This is a genomic window from Gordonia sp. L191 (assembly GCF_030077625.1).
In the GTDB taxonomy this organism is placed as follows: Bacteria; Actinomycetota; Actinomycetes; order Mycobacteriales; family Mycobacteriaceae; genus Gordonia; species Gordonia polyisoprenivorans_A.
The window spans coordinates 553,405-570,044 of the sequence record NZ_CP125996.1; the positions used below are offsets into that span (position 1 = coordinate 553,405).

Here is a 16,640-nt window from a genome sequence, read left to right on the forward strand (position 1 = left end):
CATCTGTCGCGCACATGTTGGTAAGGCAGAGTAAACATGCTCTTTCGGGCGCGATCGGTGGATCGCCTCAACGTCGAGGTGGCCGGGAGACGGGGTACGACCATCCCCGAGGCCCCCTGCCTCGGGACGTAAGGTGCGCGAGGCGCGACGAGGAAGATCGGAGAAGGACGTGGATCTCCTGTTGTTGACCGCCGATCCCAACCCGGAGTCGGTGTTGCCGTCCCTGTCGCTGCTCGCGCACACCGTGCGGGTGGCGCCGACGGAGGTGTCGTCGCTGATGGAGGCGGGTAACGCCGACGTCGCGATCGTCGACGCCCGCACCGACCTGGCCGCGGCCCGCGGACTGTGCCGGCTGCTCGGTAGCACCGGATCGGCGGTGCCGGTGGCCGCGGTGCTCACCGAAGGCGGATTGGTCGCGGTGAATGCCGATTGGGGGCTCGACGAGTTCCTGCTGCCCGGGACGGGCCCCGCCGAACTCGACGCCCGCCTGCGTCTGCTCGTCGTGCGCACCCGCGGCGTCAGCGCCGAGGAGGCCTCCGGCAAGGTCACGCTCGGTGAGCTGGTCATCGACGAGGGCACCTACACCGCCCGTCTGCGCGGACGCCCGCTGGATCTCACCTACAAGGAGTTCGAGCTCCTGAAGTATCTGGCGCAGAACGCCGGCCGTGTCTTCACCCGGGCGCAGTTGCTGCAGGAGGTCTGGGGATACGACTTCTTCGGTGGCACCCGCACCGTCGACGTCCACGTCCGGCGCCTGCGTGCGAAACTCGGCAGCGACCACGAGTCGTTGATCGGCACCGTCCGTAACGTGGGCTACAAGGCCGTGCGCCCGACGCGCGGCCGCTCCGCCTCGGCGGAGACCGCCGACGACGAGGTCGAGGACTCCGGAGACGAACTCCCCGGCGAGGATCTCGGCGACATCGGCGACACCCGGATCGATCCCTTCGACGAGGAGTTCAGTGCCCCCTGAGGTCGAGGTCCCCGAAGTTGACGTCCCCGAGGTTGATGTCACCGAGTCCCTGACACCCGAGACGGCCTCGCACGCACACCGTCTCGTCGCGGCAGCGACCGCGGCCGACGGGGTGGCGCCACTGTCGGAACAGGCAGTCCTCGCCATCGACGGTGCCGGCGCGGGCGTTCAACACGTCATCAGCGCGGCCGGCTACGCCAACATCGTCCCCGGCCGCGACGACGAGCCGGCGATGATCGAGGCCGTCGTCGATCCCGAGCAGCGTCGCCGGGGGCACGGCCGGGCACTACTCACCGCCGCCTTCACCGCGGCGCGCGAACGTGCCGGCGCGGCTTCCTCCTCGGATGCCGTGCGGGCCTGGGCGCACGGCGATCTCCCGGCCGCGCAGGCGTTGGCCGCATCGCTCGGGCTGCAGCGTCGGCGAGAGTTGTTGCAGCTGCGGCGAACCGGCGGCGCCGATGGCCTGCCCGCCCTCGAGGTTCCCGCCGACATCGAATTGCGCACCTACGCAGGGCCTTCGGATGATGCGGAGATCCTTCGCGTCAACAACGCCGCCTTCGCCTGGCATCCCGAGCAGGGTGGGTGGGCGCCGGAGCAGATCGCCGAGCGGGTGGCATCGGACTGGTTCGATCCGGCCGGGTTGTTCCTGGCGTTCGACGCCGCAACCAGCGCCGGCGAATCAGATCGCCGACCGCTCTTGGGTTTTCACTGGACCAAGACACAGGGGCCGGGACTCGGCGAGGTCTACGTCGTCGGTGTCGATCCGGCCGCGCAGGGACGCGGCCTCGGGCGGCTGCTGACGCTGGCGGGTCTGCACTACTTCGCCGAGCGGGGTGTCGACGAGGTGCTGCTGTACGTGGAGGGTGACAACACCGCGGCGCTGCACACCTATGAGCGGTTGGGCTTCACCCGCTACGCCATCGACGTCGCCTATGGGTGAGTCGGCCCCGGCAACAGGTGGTCGTCGTTCGAGCTCTACCGGGGTGACCCGCTTCGGTGTAATCAGGTGGAGTGTAATCCGTTGGGTGACAACGGTTGTCGGCGCGGTGCTGGTCGGTGCGGGGATCGCTGGGGTGGCCGCGCATCATTCGCCGCTGACCAGCTCGACGGCCAGCCGGATCGCCGCGTTCACGCCGTTGCTGGTGCTCGCCTCGATCGTCGGGTTGGCCGCGATGCTCGCCGCACGGCGCCGCCTCGGCGCGGTGCTCGCGGCCGTCGTGGTGGTGGCCAGCGTGGCGACCCAGGTACCGCTCTACGTTGGATCGGCGTCCGCGCGGGCCGACGATCTGGTGGTCATGCAGGCCAACATCTACCTCGGCGACGCCGACACCGATGCGCTGGCGGCCACGGTGCGCGCCGAGAAGGTCGACATCTTGACCGTCGTCGAGCTCACCGACGCGGCGCTGACGCGGCTACGCTCCTCGACTCTGGCTGCGACGCTGGGATATTCGTTCACCCACGCCCTGCCCGACGGTCGGGGGATCGGCATCTTCTCCCGGTTCCCCCTCGTCGGGGGGACGGTGTTGGAACATTTCCGCCTGGGGAACATTCGCGCGGTGGCCGAGATCGACGGCCACGGCCGCCACGCCGTCTACGCACTGCATCCGTTGCCGCCGTGGCCGGAGCCGGCCTGGCGCTGGGAGACCGAACTCTCGCGACTCTCGTCGATCCTGAACGCCGAGACACTCCCGACGATCATCGGCGCCGACATGAACTCCACCTGGGATCATCGGCAGTTCCGAGAGTTGTTGCGCGGCCACGGCCCCGACGGATCGCCGGGCCTGCTCGACGCCGCCGAACTCACCGGCGCGGGCGCCGCCGCGACCTACCCGGCGAACCGTCGGATACCGCCGATGCTGGGGATCGATCACGTCATGACCCGCGGCGGGCCGGTACCGACGTCGCTGCGCACGGTGGACCTACCGGGGTCCGATCACCGCGGTGTGGTGGCCACGGTGCGGCTGCGCCGATAGCGGGCGTCAGGCCACCGCGGGGTGGTGGGCGTCGGCGAGCAGCGGCAGCAGGAGGTCGGCGGCGATCTCGGCCTCCGCGGCCAGCGGCCAGCCCGACAGAATCCAGATGTCGATACCGGCTTGTGCGGCAACGGTGTTCATCGCGCGGGCCACGTTCTCGGCGCTTCCGACGAAGTACGTTCCGGTGCCCTTGCCCGCGATGTCGAAGGGAGGTTCGGCGGCGGTCCAGGTGGTCAGCCCGGCGGCCATGTTCGGGGCGAACTCGAGCAGATCGCGCCCGGGGATGCGCACGGCACGCAGCGTGTCGATCCGGCCCTGCACCTGCGGGTCGGGACTGGTGATCTCGTCGAGCCCGGGGAAGCCGAAGCTGCGCAGATTGCGGTCGGCGGTCGCGAGCACCGTCTCCGGGCGTGTGCGGGACAGCTGATCGGAGAACCGCTCCCACGCCTGCTCGTCGGTCTCGCGCACGATGACGCTGGCGAGCACCCCGAAGCGCAGTGACCGGCCGCGGCCCGCGGCGGCGTCGCGAACCCGGGCGAACAGCGTCGACAGGTCCGCAGGTGCCGACATGAACGACAGGTACACGTCGAGGACCTCGGCCGCGTGCGCGATGCCCTCCGGTGACGCGCCGGTGCCCCAGACCTCGATGCCGCCGGGCTGTCGGGGGCCGGGAATCGCGGGCTTGTATCGCGGTCCGTAGGAGAAGAACTCGCCGTCGTAGGCATCGGTGGCGTCGGCGTAGAGACGTTTGACCTGGGTCCAGTATTCGGCCGAGAGCCGGTACCGCTGCGCCTTCGAGGCGTACTGGCCGTACCGGGCGAGGACGGCGTCGGCGCCGTTGACCTGATTGAAGATCAGCCGCCCGCCCGAGTACTGGTCGAAGACCTGTGCCTCCTCGGCGAGCATCGCCGGTGGCTTCACCCCCGGATACACCGGGACCAGGAAGCGCAGGTTCTCGGTCTCGGGAACCAGGGCGATCGGCTCGCGGGCGGTGGTCAGTGCCCCGCGGTAGCCGAGCCGGTCGAGGGTGCGGGCCTGATGACGGATCACCTCGAAGGTGGGTTCGGTCCGCAGCGACGGTTCCCACGGGACGTCACCGTCGGTCGGATTGATGTACCAGAAGACCTCGGGAGCCATGGAAGATGAGGTTAGCCTATCCTGTTGTCGTGGACGCAAGCGATGCCTGGTCGGGTGGTGAGGGGGCGCCGCTTCAGCCGGCCGTGTATCTGTCGAGGATCGGCGTGACCGAGGTTGCCGCCGACCCGGCGGACCTCGTCGTCGCGATCGCCACCGCGCAACATCGACGAATCCCGTTCGAGAATCTGGGTATTCATCTCGGGACACCCGTCGAGGTGGATCCGCGCGTCATCGTCGACAGGCTCGTCGACGGCCGTCGGGGCGGGATCTGCTACGAACTCAACGGACTGCTGCTGCTCGCGTTGCGCGCACTGGGTATCGATGCACACGCGGTCGGGGCGAGGGTGGAGAACGCGGCCGGCCTCGGCCCGCCGCTCGGGCACATGGCCGTGCGCGCGCAGGTCGGCGCAGAGCAGTGGCTCGTCGACGTCGGATTCGGTGGTGAGATGGTCTGCCGGCCCATCGACCTCGACTCGGTCTCCGAGCGTCGGATCGAATTCGATTCGGCGGCCTACCTTCTGGAGCCGTGCACGCGGGAACTCGCCGAGTTCGAGGCGATGGCGTGGTGGCACAGCACCTCGCCGCGGTCCCGATTCACCGGCTCGCTCATCGCCACCCTGCCCGTCGACGGCGGCCGCGTGAGCATCACCGGCGGCGTCGATGACTATCGGCTGATCGTCACCGACGCGCGGGGAACACGCACCGAATCCGACCTCGATCACCGTGCGGCGCTCGACGTGTGCCGCCGGGTCCTGCGCCTCGGCGTCGACGAGTTACCCTCGCTACCACTCGGTTCCGCGCGCGACCGCTCTCACTCCGGGCGCCACGGGGTGGGAAACGGCAACCCGAGGTAGACCTCGCCGAGCGCCCCCTGCTCGGCGCGGGAGGCAACCCACCGATTCAGCTTCGCGCGCCGCAGCCCCCAGTCGAACGGATCGTCGGTGAAGCGGTGCAGCACCGAGGTCAGCGTCCAGGAGAAGTTCTGCGCCTGCCAGATCCGCGGCAGCGCGGTGTCGGTGTAGTTCTCGAGAGGGGTGCGGTCACCGTCGCGGTAGAAGACGCCGAGGGCATGGGACAGCACGCTCGCGTCCGACACCGCGAGGTTGAGCCCCTTGGCGCCGGTGGGCGGCACGATGTGGGCGGCGTCGCCGAGCAGGAACAGTGAACCATGCTGCATGCGTTCGGTGACCACGCTGCGCAGCGGGGCGAGGCTGCGGTCGAAGATCTCTCCGGTCTGCAGTTCCGGATGATCGTCGGAGGCACTGCGCCTGCGTAATTCGGCCCAGATGCGTTCGTCGGGCCAGTCGGCGAGATCGGTGTCGGCCGGCACCTGGAGGTACTGGCGCGTGATGTGTGTGCCGCGCATGCTGTGGACCGACAACCCGTCGGGGTGGGCGCAGTACATGCCCTCCTCGGTCACCGGAGTCGTTCGGGCCAGGATGCCCAGCCACGCAAAGGGATACACGCGTTCGATGGTGCGTACCGAGGACGGCAGCCGGGTTCGGCCGACCCCGTGGAAGCCGTCGCAGCCGGCGACGAAGTCGGCGGTGAGGCGATGGGTGCGGCCCTCGACGGTGTAGGTGACCTCGGTGGTGGGTCCGTCCGTCGGGCCGATCTCGACGTCGGCGGCGTCGAACACCAGCGGCAACCCGGCCGCCGTGCGCGCGTCGATGAGGTCGGCGACGATCTCGGCCTGCCCGTAGACGAAGGCGTTGCGCCCGGTCAGCCGGTGGAAATCGAGGTGGTGGGTGTGGCGATCGAACCGGAGGTAGAAACCGTTGTGGCGCAGCGCTTGCGCGTGCAGCCGGTCGGCCACGCCGAGGTCGGTCAGGGTGTCGACGGTGGTCTGTTCGATCACCCCGGCGCGAACCCGGGCACGCACGTGCGTCTCGTCGCGCGCCTCGAGGACGACGGCGTCGATACCCTGACGATGCAACATCATCGCCAGCGACAAACCCGCCGGGCCGGCGCCGATGATCGCGACCTGACAACGTATGAGGGGACTCCTGGGCATGAGGGGACTCCTGGGGTGTGGGTGCTCGGTCGGTACGCGCTCAGGTGAGCGCGACCAGGGCACGAAGACGATCGGGCAGGGCGGCGAGTGCGTCGGCGACCGCGGCGGAGGACACCCCGTCATCGAAATAGGCTGCGGCCACCGACATCCCGCCTCCGACGAGTGCGGTCGTCACGGTAAGGCCGTGTGGTGACGGGGGGTCGGCAACCGAGAACACCCGCGCCCGATCGTCGGCGAGCCACGTCCAGCGGTGATCCCGGCCCGGCACGGTGCCCACACTCGAATGCAGCAGCGGCACCGGCACATCGGTGAATGCGGGGGGCCGCGGGTCGGCTGTGCGCCGGGCGGATGCGAGCGTCTTGACCGAGGTGATCGCCAGGTTGGCGATCGGGCGTCCCATCCGCGCCGACGCCGACAGGGCACGTTGAAGTTCGTCCGGCTCACTGCCGGGCGGAACCGGAAAGGCCAGTCCGGCAGAGAAATTCGCGAGCGTGTTCCGGGATCGGGGGAGATAGACGCGGGCGTCGAAAGGGGCGGTGATCGTCGGATGCAGATCGACGCCGGCCTCGACGAGCGCGTCGACGAGCGCGACGGTGGTCAGTGCGTACATCCCCACCCCGGGACGGTCACGGTCCCGCGCGGCGCGGACTTCGGCGACCGTGGCCGCGGGGACGTGGGCGAGGGTGGCGCGTGGGCGGCGGTCGTCGGCGGTGTCGACACCACTGACGGTGCCGGAACCGCCGGGTGGCGAGGCCGCTTCGCCGGCGGTGCGGATCCCCCCGGGCTCGGACGGCGCCCGACGGAGCAGCCGGGCCAGTGCGACCACGCGGCGTGGATCGGCGCAGATCGCGGCCGAGGCCAGCACCAGCGGCGGTGTGCGGTGGCCGAATCGGCGCCACGTCCGGCGGTCATGCGGGTCGGTGAACCCGAGGATCACCGCGACGACGACGTTGAGCAGTGCGGCGTCGCCGAGACCGTGATCGAAATCGATGGCGATGTGCTCGTCACCGAGTACGACGCGCAGGGGCCGCTCGGGGCCGCTGCGGACCTCGTCGAGCAGACGCAGCGGATCGTCGCCGCCCCTGCTCGCCCGCACCTGGCAACCACCGGCGTCGGGATCGTGGGTCCATCGTGCACGTGCCGGCGTGGGGTGCAGGCCCACCCGCGTGAACGGGCCGGCCGCAGCCATCGCACGCACCCGATCGCGCACCTGCGTCACGGACGGGACCTCGACGGGTCCCACGACCAACGCCGAACGCCGACGGCTGTGGTGGCGGTCGAGGGCAGCGCTGCGAATCGATTGCCGCGGGAGTGACCCACGTCGCATCGCGACCCGGGGAGTCGGGAGTGCGGGATCGGGGGTTCGCTGCGTCGCCATGAGAATCGAATCGACTTTACCAAGCCTTACCTAAATTGATGGCGTCGGGATGGCATTGCGCCGGTGCGCACCGGGTGGCCACCCGGCATTCACCGCGCGCTCACCCGAGTGGTGGCAGCGGGCCACGGGCCGCAGTTGTCGACTGGCACGTTTCGTCGACGTGCCGGGGCTCGTGGCGCACCCGAATGGGACGTATCGGACCAGCTCCGAGGGGTGTTTGTCCGATCCACGCCGCTGATCGGGAGAGCCGGCGACGGGAATCGGCATGTCCGAGTCGTCCAATTCATCTTCTGTTCACCTTTCGTCGGGGGACCGTCCATCACTGCCCCATAAGGTCAGCTCGACCGGGCAGGGTCGCGTGGCCGGACTGCCGTGTTTTGATGCTGGAGGAACCAGAAGTGAAATTGAGTCGTACAGGTGCTGTTGTGGCCGCCATGGCGGCCAGCTCGGCCCTCATTCTCGGCGCGTGTAGCAGTAACGCGGACAAGGGGACCACCAGCGCGGCACCCGCGTCGGCCGTCGCCAATGTCAAATGCGAGGGCAAGCAGTCGCTCAAGGCCAGCGGCTCGACCGCCCAGGCCAACGCGATGAAGATCTTCTCCACGTCGTTCGCCAAGACCTGCCCCGGATACGAGCTCGCCTACGGTGGCGGCGGCTCCGGCCAGGGTGTCTCCGACTTCACCCAGGGCCTGACCGACTTCGGTGGCTCCGACTCCCCGCTCAAGGGCGACGAGATCAGCAAGGCCGCCGCGCGTTGCACCGGTTCCGAGGCCTGGCAGCTGCCGCTGGTCTTCGGTCCGATCGCGGTCGCCTACAACGTCGACGGGGTCAGCGACCTCGCACTGTCCGGCCCGACGCTGGCCAAGATCTTCAGCGGCGAGGTCAAGACCTGGAACGATCCGGTGATCACCGCCGACAACCCGGGCAAGACCCTGCCGGCCACCCCGATCAGCGTCATCTACCGCGCGGATCAGTCGGGTACCACCGACAACTTCCAGAAGTACCTGACCGCGGCCGGTGGCTGGACCAAGGGTGACGGCAAGACCTTCAACGGCGGTGTCGGCGAGGGCAAGCAGGGCAACCCCGGTGTGGGTTCGGCCGTGAAGCCGACCCCGGGTTCGATCGCCTACGTCGAGTGGGCCTACGCGCAGTCCAACAACTTGTCGATGGCCAAGATCATCACCGATCAGGATCGCAGCGGTGTGGCGTTGACGGCGGAGTCGGGTGGCAAGACCATCGAGTCGGCCACTCTCAAGAACGGCCCGGACAACCACAACATGGTGATCGACACCTCGTCGTTCTACAAGCCCACCTCGGCCGGTGCTTACCCGATCGTTCTGGCAACATATTCGATTGTCTGCTCGAAGTACTCCGACACAGCGGTCGGGCAGGGCGTCAAGTCCTTCCTCTCGGTCGCCTCGGCGCCGCAGAATCAGGGACAGGAACTGATCAACGCGGGCTACATCCCGCTCCCGAGTGACTTCCAGCAGAAGCTGCAGGCCTCGATCAACGCCATTCAGTAATCGGCGCGCACGTCAACGAAACACCCCGAAGCAGCGAAGACCCGAACCCTAGGCGATAAGAGTTATGTCAGTGGATGACACCACCGGTACGGGCCGGGGTCATACGGACAATCCGTACGACCCCGGCGCGCAGCCGCCCGAAACGCCCAACCAGTTACCGCCCGAAGAAGAGCGAGAACTCGACGAGCAACTCCACCCGGGCCTGCGTAGCCACCGAGGTGCCACCGGCGACCGCGTCTTCTCCTATCTCGCCCGGGGTACCGGGTTCTTCGTCATCGCCCTGATCGCCGGTATCGGTATCTCACTGATCGTCGATGCCATACCGGCGATCGCGGCGAACAACGCGAACTTCCTGTTCTCCTCGGAGTGGCAGGTCAGCCAGTCGAACTTCGACGGCAACTCCGTGCGCTTCGGTGTGTGGGAGTTGTTCCGGGCCACCGCATTGTCGTCGGTCTTCGCCCTCGCGCTGGCGACGCCGATCGCCATCGGCATCGCGGTCTTCCTGGTCGAATACGCACCGCGGCAGATCTCCCGGCCGCTCGGTGCGGTCATCGACCTGCTCGCCGCGGTGCCCTCGATCATCTTCGGCCTCTGGGGTATCTACATCCTCGCGCCGTTCATCGCGCCGTTCGCGGAATGGTTGAACAGCTCGTTGGGCTGGTTCTTCCTGTTCTCCTCGGGCAGCACGTCGGTCGCCGGCGGCGGCACCGTCTTCACCGCGGGCATCGTGCTCGCGATCATGATGCTGCCGATCATCACCTCGATCACCCGCGAGGTGTTGCGCCAGACGCCGAGCGGCCAGAAGGAGGCCGCGCTCGCGCTCGGCGCCACCAAATGGGAGGTCATCCGGATGACCTCCTTCCCCTACGGACGCTCCGGCATGATCGCCGCATCCATGCTCGCCCTCGGTCGCGCACTCGGCGAGACCATCGCGGTGATGATCATCCTGAGTTCGGCCGTCGGCCGTCTCAAGTGGTCGCTGTTCGAGGGCGGTGACACCTTCGCCTCCAAGATCGCCCGCGACGTCGGCGAGTTCGTCGGCAGCCGCGACACCCAGAGTGCGTACATCGCAGCAGGTCTGGTGCTGTTCATCCTCACATTCGTGGTCAATGCGATCGCCCGTTCGGTCGCCGGTGGAAAGGTGAACGGATGACCGTCACGATGGACAAGACCCCCGGGGGCGGCCCGGTCAAGGACTCCGGCACGGCCTTCCGCGAGGTCTCGCTGAGCCGGAAACTACGCAACAACTCCGCGAAGGGCATCTTCATCGGCTGCTTCATCATCGGCGTCATCCCGCTGGTGTGGCTGCTGTGGACGGTCATCTCCAAGGGCGTCGGTGCCATCACCGACCCGAACTGGTGGTTCGGCGACGCCTACGGCATCGACACCACCACCCAGTTCGGGGCGGGCGTCGCGCCGGCCATCATCGGTTCGATCATCCAGGCGCTCGTCGCCGCGATCATCTCGGTGCCGATCGCCGTGCTGACCGCGGTCATGCTCGTCGAATACCCGACGTCGCGGCTGGTGAAGCCGGTCAGCTTCATGGTCGACATCCTCGCCGGAGTGCCGTCGATCGTCGCGACGCTGTTCATCTTCACCGTCTTCGTCATCGGGTTGTCGATGGGGCAGAGCGGCTTCATGGTGAGCCTCGCACTGATCCTGCTGATGATCCCGATCGTCGTGCGCTCCACCGAGGAGATGCTCAAACTCGTTCCCGACGAGCTCCGCGAAGCCTCCTATGCGCTGGGCATCCCCAAGTGGAAGACCATCATGCGCATCGTCATCCCGACCGCGCTGTCGGGCATGCTGTCGGGCATCTTCCTGGCCATCGCCCGCATCATGGGCGAGACCGCGCCGGTGCTGATCCTCGCCGGACCGGCGAGCACGATGGTCAAGACGAACCCGTTCGAGGGCGGCATGAACTCGTTGCCCCTGTTCATCAAGGACATGTGGGCGGCGAGTCAGCCCGCGTCGTCGTTCTACTACTGGGGCGCCGCGCTCACCCTGATCATCATCGTCGCCGTCCTCAACCTGTTCGCCGCCGTGCTCTCGAAGCTGCTGGCCCCCAAGACCAAGTAAGTCCGAGCCGAGCGCAGTCGAAAGGGGCTGTGCGCCAAGCTCATCCATCGCCGTAAAGAAAGTAGTTCCATGGCCAAGCGCCTCGACATCAAAGACCTGAACATCTACTACGGCAAGTTCCACGCCGTGAAGGACGTGACGCTCTCGGTCCCGCCGCGCAGCATCACCGCGTTCATCGGCCCGTCGGGCTGTGGCAAGTCGACCGTGCTGCGCACGCTCAACCGGATGCACGAGGAGATCCCGGGCGCCTACGCGGTGGGCAGCGTGCTGCTCGACGGTGAGGACATCTACGGCAAGGGCGTGAACCCCACCAGCGTCCGTACGACCATCGGCATGGTGTTCCAGCGCCCCAACCCGTTCCCGACGATGTCGATCCGCGACAACGTGGTCGCCGGGCTCAAACTGCAGGGCGTGCGGGGCAAATCGCAGCTCAACGAGGTGTGCGAACGCAGCCTGCGCGGCGCGAACCTGTGGGAAGAGGTCAAGGACCGGCTCGACAAGCCCGGTGGCGGGCTCTCCGGCGGTCAGCAGCAGCGTCTGTGCATCGCCCGCGCGATCGCGGTCTCCCCGGACGTGTTGCTGATGGACGAGCCGTGCTCGGCGCTCGACCCCATCTCGACCCTGGCCATCGAGGACCTGATGGGCGAGCTCAAGAAGGACTACACGATCGTCATCGTCACCCACAACATGCAGCAGGCCGCGCGGGTGAGCGATCAGACGGCGTTCTTCAACCTCGAAGGGGTCGGGCAGCCCGGCCAGCTCGTCGAGATCAACGACACCGAGACGATCTTCTCCAACCCGACCAAGCGTGAGACCGAGGACTACATCTCGGGACGCTTCGGCTGAGGCCGGGGAGCGCAGTACCGGAAGCGCGCAACGACCGAAGTCCCCGGATCGCCTGGCAGTGGCACGACGCCGCTGGCGGCCGGGGACTCGTCGTATGTCGTGGTCCTGTCACATGTTGAGGTCTTGTCACATGTTGAGGTAGAGAATCACCAGTAGTGCCAGCAGGGACGCGACCACCCCGGCATAGGTGAGCAGCTGCCGGGCACACACCCCGGCGCCGACGTCGCCCTGATCCCCGGCGGCGTTGACATCCTGGTCGGCGGGAGAGTGCAGGCTCATGACGAGCTACGCTAGCCGGTCGCCGGGGCCCGATGCACACCGATCGGTGACCTCGGATGGGGTATCACACGCACATACGCAACGTGGTGAAGCACACACCAGGCGTGCTGCACCACGAAAGCGGAAGTGACCAGGGTGAGATGCCCTAGGCGTCGAGGTCGGCGAGGGTCTTACCGGTCGCCTGGAACACCACTCGGCGTCCGATCATGACGGCGTGGTCGGCGAACCGCTCGTAGTAGCGGCCGAGCAGGGTGATGTCGACCGCGGAGGCCACCCCGTGCTCCCATTCCCGATCCATCAGCACGGTGAACAGGTGACGGTGCAGGTCGTCCATGGCGTCGTCATCCTCTTCGAGACGGACGGCGGCCTGCGGATCCTGCGAATCGAGGGCTTCGCGGGCGTTGCGCGCGAGATGCACGGCCAACCGCCCCATCTCCGCGAAGTACCCGGCGACCTCCTCGGGCAGCGCCTTGGCGGGGTGCCGACGACGTGCGACCTTGGCGACATGCAGCGCGAGCGCGCCCATGCGGTCGGCGTCGGCGACGATCTGCAGCGCGCTGACGATGCCGCGCAGATCACCGGCCACAGGGGCCTGCAGGGCCAGCAGCCCGAAGGCCTGCTCCTCGGCGCGGGTGGCGAGTTCGTTCATCCGGTCGTTCTCACTGATGACCTCTTCGGCGATCGCGAGATCGGCTTGGAGCAGCGAGCGGGTCGCGCGCTCCATCGCCGAGCCCGCGAGGTCGCACATCTCACCCAGGATGTTGTTGAGTGAGTGGAGTTGTTCCTGGTAGGCGGTCCGCATGTATCAAGGCTACTGCCTGTGTCGAGCGGTCACCGTCCCCTGTCGGGTGAACACACCGTGAACGGTGATCGGCGGTTCGACGCGGGGCCGACATACCACCACGCAGAGTGATGCAGATCACGAACAGGTGGTGTCACCGGCATTGGTGATGGCCAGGTCATTGGGCAGATTCGAGGTGTTGGCCGCCGGCGGCAACGACGACGCCGAGAGCGTCGTGCCGACCGAGGGGGCCGTCCCGACCGACCCGTCGAAGGCCGATCCCAGGATGACCTCCACGCCGTCGCGCACCGTGCGGTCGAGCTGGATCGAGGCGCCCGGGAACATCTCGGCCACCGTGGCCGCCGAGTCCTCCGAACCGGTGCCGTACCGGATGACGGTGTCGGTGCGGTTCTCCGACGCGTCGGCGACGCCCTGGACGTCGAATCCCTGCGCCGACATCTGGTCGGAGACCTCGCTGGCGACACCGCTGCGTCCGCTGCCGTTGAGGACGCGCAGCGAGACGTTGCCCGGGTTCTGGGCGGTCGCCGCGACCTTGGTGGGGGCGGCCTGCGTCGTCGTCGACGGGCGGGCACTCGAACTGGAGCCGGCCTTCTCGGCCTGCTCGCCGGGCAGCGGCTGATCGTCGATGATGGCGTTGAAGATCGCGTTGATCGCGTCGGTGTTGGGTAACTCGTTGTTGCTGCCGTCCGTGGCGGTGCCGCTGGTGGGCAGGGTGATGAAGGTGACCCGGCCGGCCTCGATGCCCTGCATCGATTCGGCGAGCTTCAACAAGGAGTCGGTGTTGACGTTGTCGACGAAACTGTAGTTGATGAAGGTGTTGACGATCGAATTCAGCTTCGCCGGATTGGTCAGGACGTTGCTCGACAGACTCGACCGCAGCAGCGACGACATGAACAGCTGCTGGCGCTTGATGCGTCCGTAGTCGCCGTTGCCCTCGGTGGAGACCATGCGGGCGCGGACGTAGTTCAGGGCACGACGGCCGGTCAGCTTCTGTTTGCCCGGTTTGCGCAGGATCTGACCGAGCTCGTAGTCGTAGATCGGTTGGGTCGAACAGACCTCCACACCGCCGACCGCGTTGACGACCTTCTCGAAGCCCTCGAAGTCCATCGCGATGAAGTGGTTGATGTTCAGACCGCTCATCTCGGTGATGACCCGCACCAGGCACTGCGGACCACCGTCGGCATAGACGCTGTTGAGTTTCACCTGCGTCTCGGCGCCCAGCGGCGCGCCGTAGGAGCCCTTGTCGTTGTCCCACTGTTCGCATTCGGGCCGGTCGACCTGCAGATCACGCGGGAAGGACACGGCCACGACCCGGCTGCGGTCGGCGGGGATGTTGACGAGGATGACGGTGTCGGAGCGGGCGCCCTCCACGTCGGCGGTGGTGCCCGCGCCGACATCGCCGTTCTGCCCGCTCCGGGTGTCGGTGCCGACGATGAGGTAGTTCTCGTCGCCGTACTGGGCGTTCTTGTTGCGGATGTTGGTGTCGTCGGGGTTGACGGCCATGATGTTGCGCCAGGCGCCGTTCTTGGAGTTCAGATAACCCCAGACGAAGCCGGTGCCGACCAGCGCCATCACGCAAGCCACCGCGACCAGGATCCGACCGGTCACCGTGGCGTTGCGTCGCATCACCTGCTTGCGTGTGCGGGCCCGCACACGGCGGGGACGCGACCGCGCCATCTCGGTCAGATCCGGGGTGCGCTGCAGCGGGGGGCCGGCCGGTTCGGTGGCATCGGCAGGAGTGTCGGTGCCGGTGGTGGTGTCGGGGGCCGGTGCGTCCTCGCTCTCACCCGTCGGCGCGACCGGTGTGACGGGTTCGAACTCCTCGGGTGCGACCGGCGCGGCGTGGGAGCCCTGTGCGCGCGACTCCTCGCTGGCACGGCGCGCGGTGGCCTGGTCGGAGAGGTCCACGCCGGTCGGTGCGTCGGTGACCGGGGGGAGTTTCTGGGTGACGTCGGCCGGGGCGTAGCGCGTGACCGGGGGAACCGACACCGGGGGAATCGACTCGGTCGGCGGATCCGCACGCGGGGGAGCAGGCGCAGGTGGCGGGCTCGACCGCGGGCGTCGAAGTCTCGGGCGGGTCGGCGGGATGGCCTGAGTTGGGGTGTCGTCGGATGCTCCGGCCGACGCATCGTCGGCATTCATCTGCTCCATCAGCTGCCGCACCGTCAGCCGACTGCGCCCCCGGACGAACCGATCCGCGGAGCGGGGCTCGCGGAGCCGATCGGCGGGCGGGCTCTCACCGGACGCGGCGAAGCCCGACCCACGGTCATCGCCGGTACGGCGAGCGTCGGGGTCGTCACCGTCACCCGGCTGGGCGCCCTTGTTCGGCGTCGAACGACTCAACTGACAGTTCCTCTTCCCCCGGCAAGCTTTCGTGGACCGCGTCGTCGGGGTTCAACGCGTGCGGCACGCTCCGATCACGAACCTGCCGCAGCAGGACCTTGCGACATCTTACTTAGCCTCTGCGGGGAAGCACTTCCGCCGGTCGCCGATCCCGGCGGCGCGGGCACGAGTCGCCTGGGCTCGGCTCACCCGCCGGAGTGCATCACCTCGGCGCCGGCCGGCACCACGTCCTCGTCCGGATCATCGAGCCAGCCGTCCGGTAGCGCCACCTTGGCGGGCGATCCCTGACGCCCGCGAGGACCGTGTCCGTCGTCGGGGAATGGGGCGTCGGCGGGCAGCGTCGCCACCAGATCACGCAGCTCCGGAAGCGTGGTGACCAGTGAAAGTCGTTGACGCAAATCCGATCCGGCAGGAAAGCCGCGGAGGTACCAGGCGACGTGCTTGCGGATCTCGCGCATGCCCTTGTCCTCGCCGTGGTGGTCGGCGAGCAGCTCGCCGTGGCGCACGATGATGGCCGCGACCTCGCCGAGGGTCGGCTGGGCCGGCGCGGGCAGGCCGTTCAGCTCGGCGGCGAGTTCGGCGAACAGCCACGGCCGGCCCAGGCAGCCGCGGCCGATGACGACGCCGTCACACCCGGTACGCTTCATCATCGCCACCGCGTCGGCGGGCTCGAAGATGTCGCCGTTGCCGAGCACCGGGACGTCGGTGACATGCTCCTTGAGCCTGGCGATCTCGTCCCAGTTGGCCTGCCCGGAGTATCGTTGGGATGCCGTACGTGCATGCAGCGCAACCGCTTTCGCGCCCTCCTCGGCAGCGATGCGCCCGGCGTCGAGGTGGGTGTGGTGCTCGTCGTCGATGCCGATGCGGAATTTCACGGTGACCGGGATGTCGGTGCCCTCGGTGGCGCGCACCGCGGCGGCGACGATCTTGCGGAACAGGGTGCGCTTGTAGGGGATCGCCGATCCGCCACCCTTGCGGGTCACCTTCGGGACCGGGCAACCGAAGTTCATGTCGATGTGGTCGGCGAGGTTCTCCTCGACGATCATCTTCGCGGCCTCGTAGGTGTACCGCGGGTCGACCGTGTACAGCTGCATCGACCGCGGATTCTCGTCCGGACCGAAGGTGGTCATGTGCATCGTCACCGGATGGCGCTCGACAAGCGCTCGCGCGGTGACCATTTCGCACACGTAGAGCCCCGACACCGTCCCGGTGCGGGCAAGTTCGAGTTCGCGGCACAGGGTGCGGAAGGCGACGTTGGTGACCCCGGCCATCGGGGCGAGGACCACCGGGCTCGAC

Annotated in this window: 15 protein-coding genes; 8 read left to right on the forward strand and 7 right to left on the reverse strand. The window is 68.1% G+C overall.

All coding sequences use genetic code 11. From position 1 onward, the window contains the following. Positions 1-169: 169 nt before the first annotated feature. From QNM97_RS02625 to QNM97_RS02635, 3 genes are all read left to right on the forward strand, one after another. Positions 170-970 carry a winged helix-turn-helix transcriptional regulator gene (locus QNM97_RS02625; protein ID WP_208792518.1) on the forward strand — a complete coding sequence of 267 codons (801 nt, stop codon included), beginning with the start codon at positions 170-172 and terminating at the stop codon, positions 968-970. Beyond that, a complete protein-coding gene (gene mshD / locus QNM97_RS02630) occupies positions 960-1,910 on the forward strand; it encodes a mycothiol synthase (protein ID WP_502874981.1) in 951 nt (316 codons plus the stop codon). Before QNM97_RS02625 ends, mshD begins: the two co-directional genes overlap by 11 nt. 85 nt (positions 1,911-1,995) lie before the next feature. Then, a complete protein-coding gene (locus tag QNM97_RS02635) occupies positions 1,996-2,943 on the forward strand; it encodes an endonuclease/exonuclease/phosphatase family protein (protein ID WP_283821468.1) in 948 nt (315 codons plus the stop codon). Positions 2,944-2,949: 6 nt separating this feature from the next. Here QNM97_RS02635 and QNM97_RS02640 read toward each other — a convergent pair whose 3' ends face one another. Next, positions 2,950-4,080: an LLM class flavin-dependent oxidoreductase gene (locus QNM97_RS02640; RefSeq protein ID WP_283821469.1), complete on the reverse strand. Its 1,131-nt coding sequence runs from the start codon at positions 4,078-4,080 to the stop codon at positions 2,950-2,952. A 29-nt stretch (positions 4,081-4,109) separates the two neighbouring features. Here QNM97_RS02640 and QNM97_RS02645 point away from each other — a divergent pair, with 29 nt between their 5' ends. Then, complete coding sequence (locus tag QNM97_RS02645; RefSeq protein WP_283821470.1) at positions 4,110-4,934, forward strand: arylamine N-acetyltransferase family protein; 825 nt, start codon at positions 4,110-4,112, stop codon at positions 4,932-4,934. On the opposite strand, the gene QNM97_RS02650 is transcribed toward QNM97_RS02645, so the two are convergent. After that, positions 4,892-6,094 (reverse strand): 4-hydroxybenzoate 3-monooxygenase, encoded by a 1,203-nt coding sequence (locus tag QNM97_RS02650; protein WP_283821471.1) that lies wholly within the window; start codon positions 6,092-6,094, stop codon positions 4,892-4,894. The two genes, QNM97_RS02645 and QNM97_RS02650, sit on opposite strands and share 43 nt — an antisense overlap. Before the next feature lie 40 nt (positions 6,095-6,134). Continuing rightward, positions 6,135-7,313 (reverse strand): hypothetical protein, encoded by a 1,179-nt coding sequence (locus tag QNM97_RS02655; RefSeq protein ID WP_283821472.1) that lies wholly within the window; start codon positions 7,311-7,313, stop codon positions 6,135-6,137. A gap of 557 nt (positions 7,314-7,870) precedes the next feature. Between QNM97_RS02655 and pstS the strand changes: the two genes are divergently transcribed. From pstS to pstB, 4 genes are all read left to right on the forward strand, one after another. Then, on the forward strand, positions 7,871-8,995 hold the full coding sequence (gene pstS, locus QNM97_RS02660) for a phosphate ABC transporter substrate-binding protein PstS (protein ID WP_283821473.1): 1,125 nt from the start codon (positions 7,871-7,873) through the stop codon (positions 8,993-8,995). A 64-nt stretch (positions 8,996-9,059) separates the two neighbouring features. Further along, positions 9,060-10,148, forward strand: a complete 1,089-nt coding sequence (pstC, locus tag QNM97_RS02665; protein ID WP_079930769.1) for a phosphate ABC transporter permease subunit PstC — start codon at positions 9,060-9,062, stop codon at positions 10,146-10,148. After that, a complete protein-coding gene (gene pstA, locus QNM97_RS02670; RefSeq protein WP_283821474.1) occupies positions 10,145-11,074 on the forward strand; it encodes a phosphate ABC transporter permease PstA in 930 nt (309 codons plus the stop codon). Before pstC ends, pstA begins: the two co-directional genes overlap by 4 nt. Positions 11,075-11,143: 69 nt before the next feature. Then, complete coding sequence (gene pstB, locus QNM97_RS02675) at positions 11,144-11,920, forward strand: phosphate ABC transporter ATP-binding protein PstB (RefSeq protein ID WP_014361332.1); 777 nt, start codon at positions 11,144-11,146, stop codon at positions 11,918-11,920. Between the two features lie 126 nt (positions 11,921-12,046). Here pstB and QNM97_RS02680 read toward each other — a convergent pair whose 3' ends face one another. The 4 genes from QNM97_RS02680 to dusB form a co-directional block, all read right to left on the reverse strand. Then, a complete protein-coding gene (locus tag QNM97_RS02680; RefSeq protein ID WP_283821475.1) occupies positions 12,047-12,199 on the reverse strand; it encodes a hypothetical protein in 153 nt (50 codons plus the stop codon). A 145-nt stretch (positions 12,200-12,344) separates the two neighbouring features. Then, a complete protein-coding gene (phoU, locus tag QNM97_RS02685; RefSeq protein WP_208792508.1) occupies positions 12,345-13,001 on the reverse strand; it encodes a phosphate signaling complex protein PhoU in 657 nt (218 codons plus the stop codon). Positions 13,002-13,118: 117 nt separating this feature from the next. Next, positions 13,119-15,344: an LCP family protein gene (locus tag QNM97_RS02690; RefSeq protein ID WP_283821476.1), complete on the reverse strand. Its 2,226-nt coding sequence runs from the start codon at positions 15,342-15,344 to the stop codon at positions 13,119-13,121. A gap of 185 nt (positions 15,345-15,529) precedes the next feature. After that, entirely contained in the window at positions 15,530-16,615 is a 1,086-nt protein-coding gene (gene dusB, locus QNM97_RS02695) for a tRNA dihydrouridine synthase DusB (RefSeq protein ID WP_283823079.1), read from the reverse strand. Between the last annotated feature and the right edge of the window lie 25 nt (positions 16,616-16,640).

Excerpts from the sequence above, each read along its gene's own strand:
- dusB (WP_283823079.1), bottom strand. The coding sequence starts at position 16,615 with ATGGCCGGGGTCACCAACGTCGCCTTCCGCACCCTGTGCCGCGAACTC.
- pstC (WP_079930769.1), top strand. The coding sequence starts at position 9,060 with ATGTCAGTGGATGACACCACCGGTACGGGCCGGGGTCATACGGACAAT.
- QNM97_RS02650 (WP_283821471.1), bottom strand. The coding sequence starts at position 6,094 with ATGCCCAGGAGTCCCCTCATACGTTGTCAGGTCGCGATCATCGGCGCC.
- phoU (WP_208792508.1), bottom strand. The coding sequence starts at position 13,001 with ATGCGGACCGCCTACCAGGAACAACTCCACTCACTCAACAACATCCTG.
- QNM97_RS02640 (WP_283821469.1), bottom strand. The coding sequence starts at position 4,080 with ATGGCTCCCGAGGTCTTCTGGTACATCAATCCGACCGACGGTGACGTC.
- QNM97_RS02680 (WP_283821475.1), bottom strand. The coding sequence starts at position 12,199 with ATGAGCCTGCACTCTCCCGCCGACCAGGATGTCAACGCCGCCGGGGAT.
- pstB (WP_014361332.1), top strand. The coding sequence starts at position 11,144 with ATGGCCAAGCGCCTCGACATCAAAGACCTGAACATCTACTACGGCAAG.
- pstA (WP_283821474.1), top strand. The coding sequence starts at position 10,145 with ATGACCGTCACGATGGACAAGACCCCCGGGGGCGGCCCGGTCAAGGAC.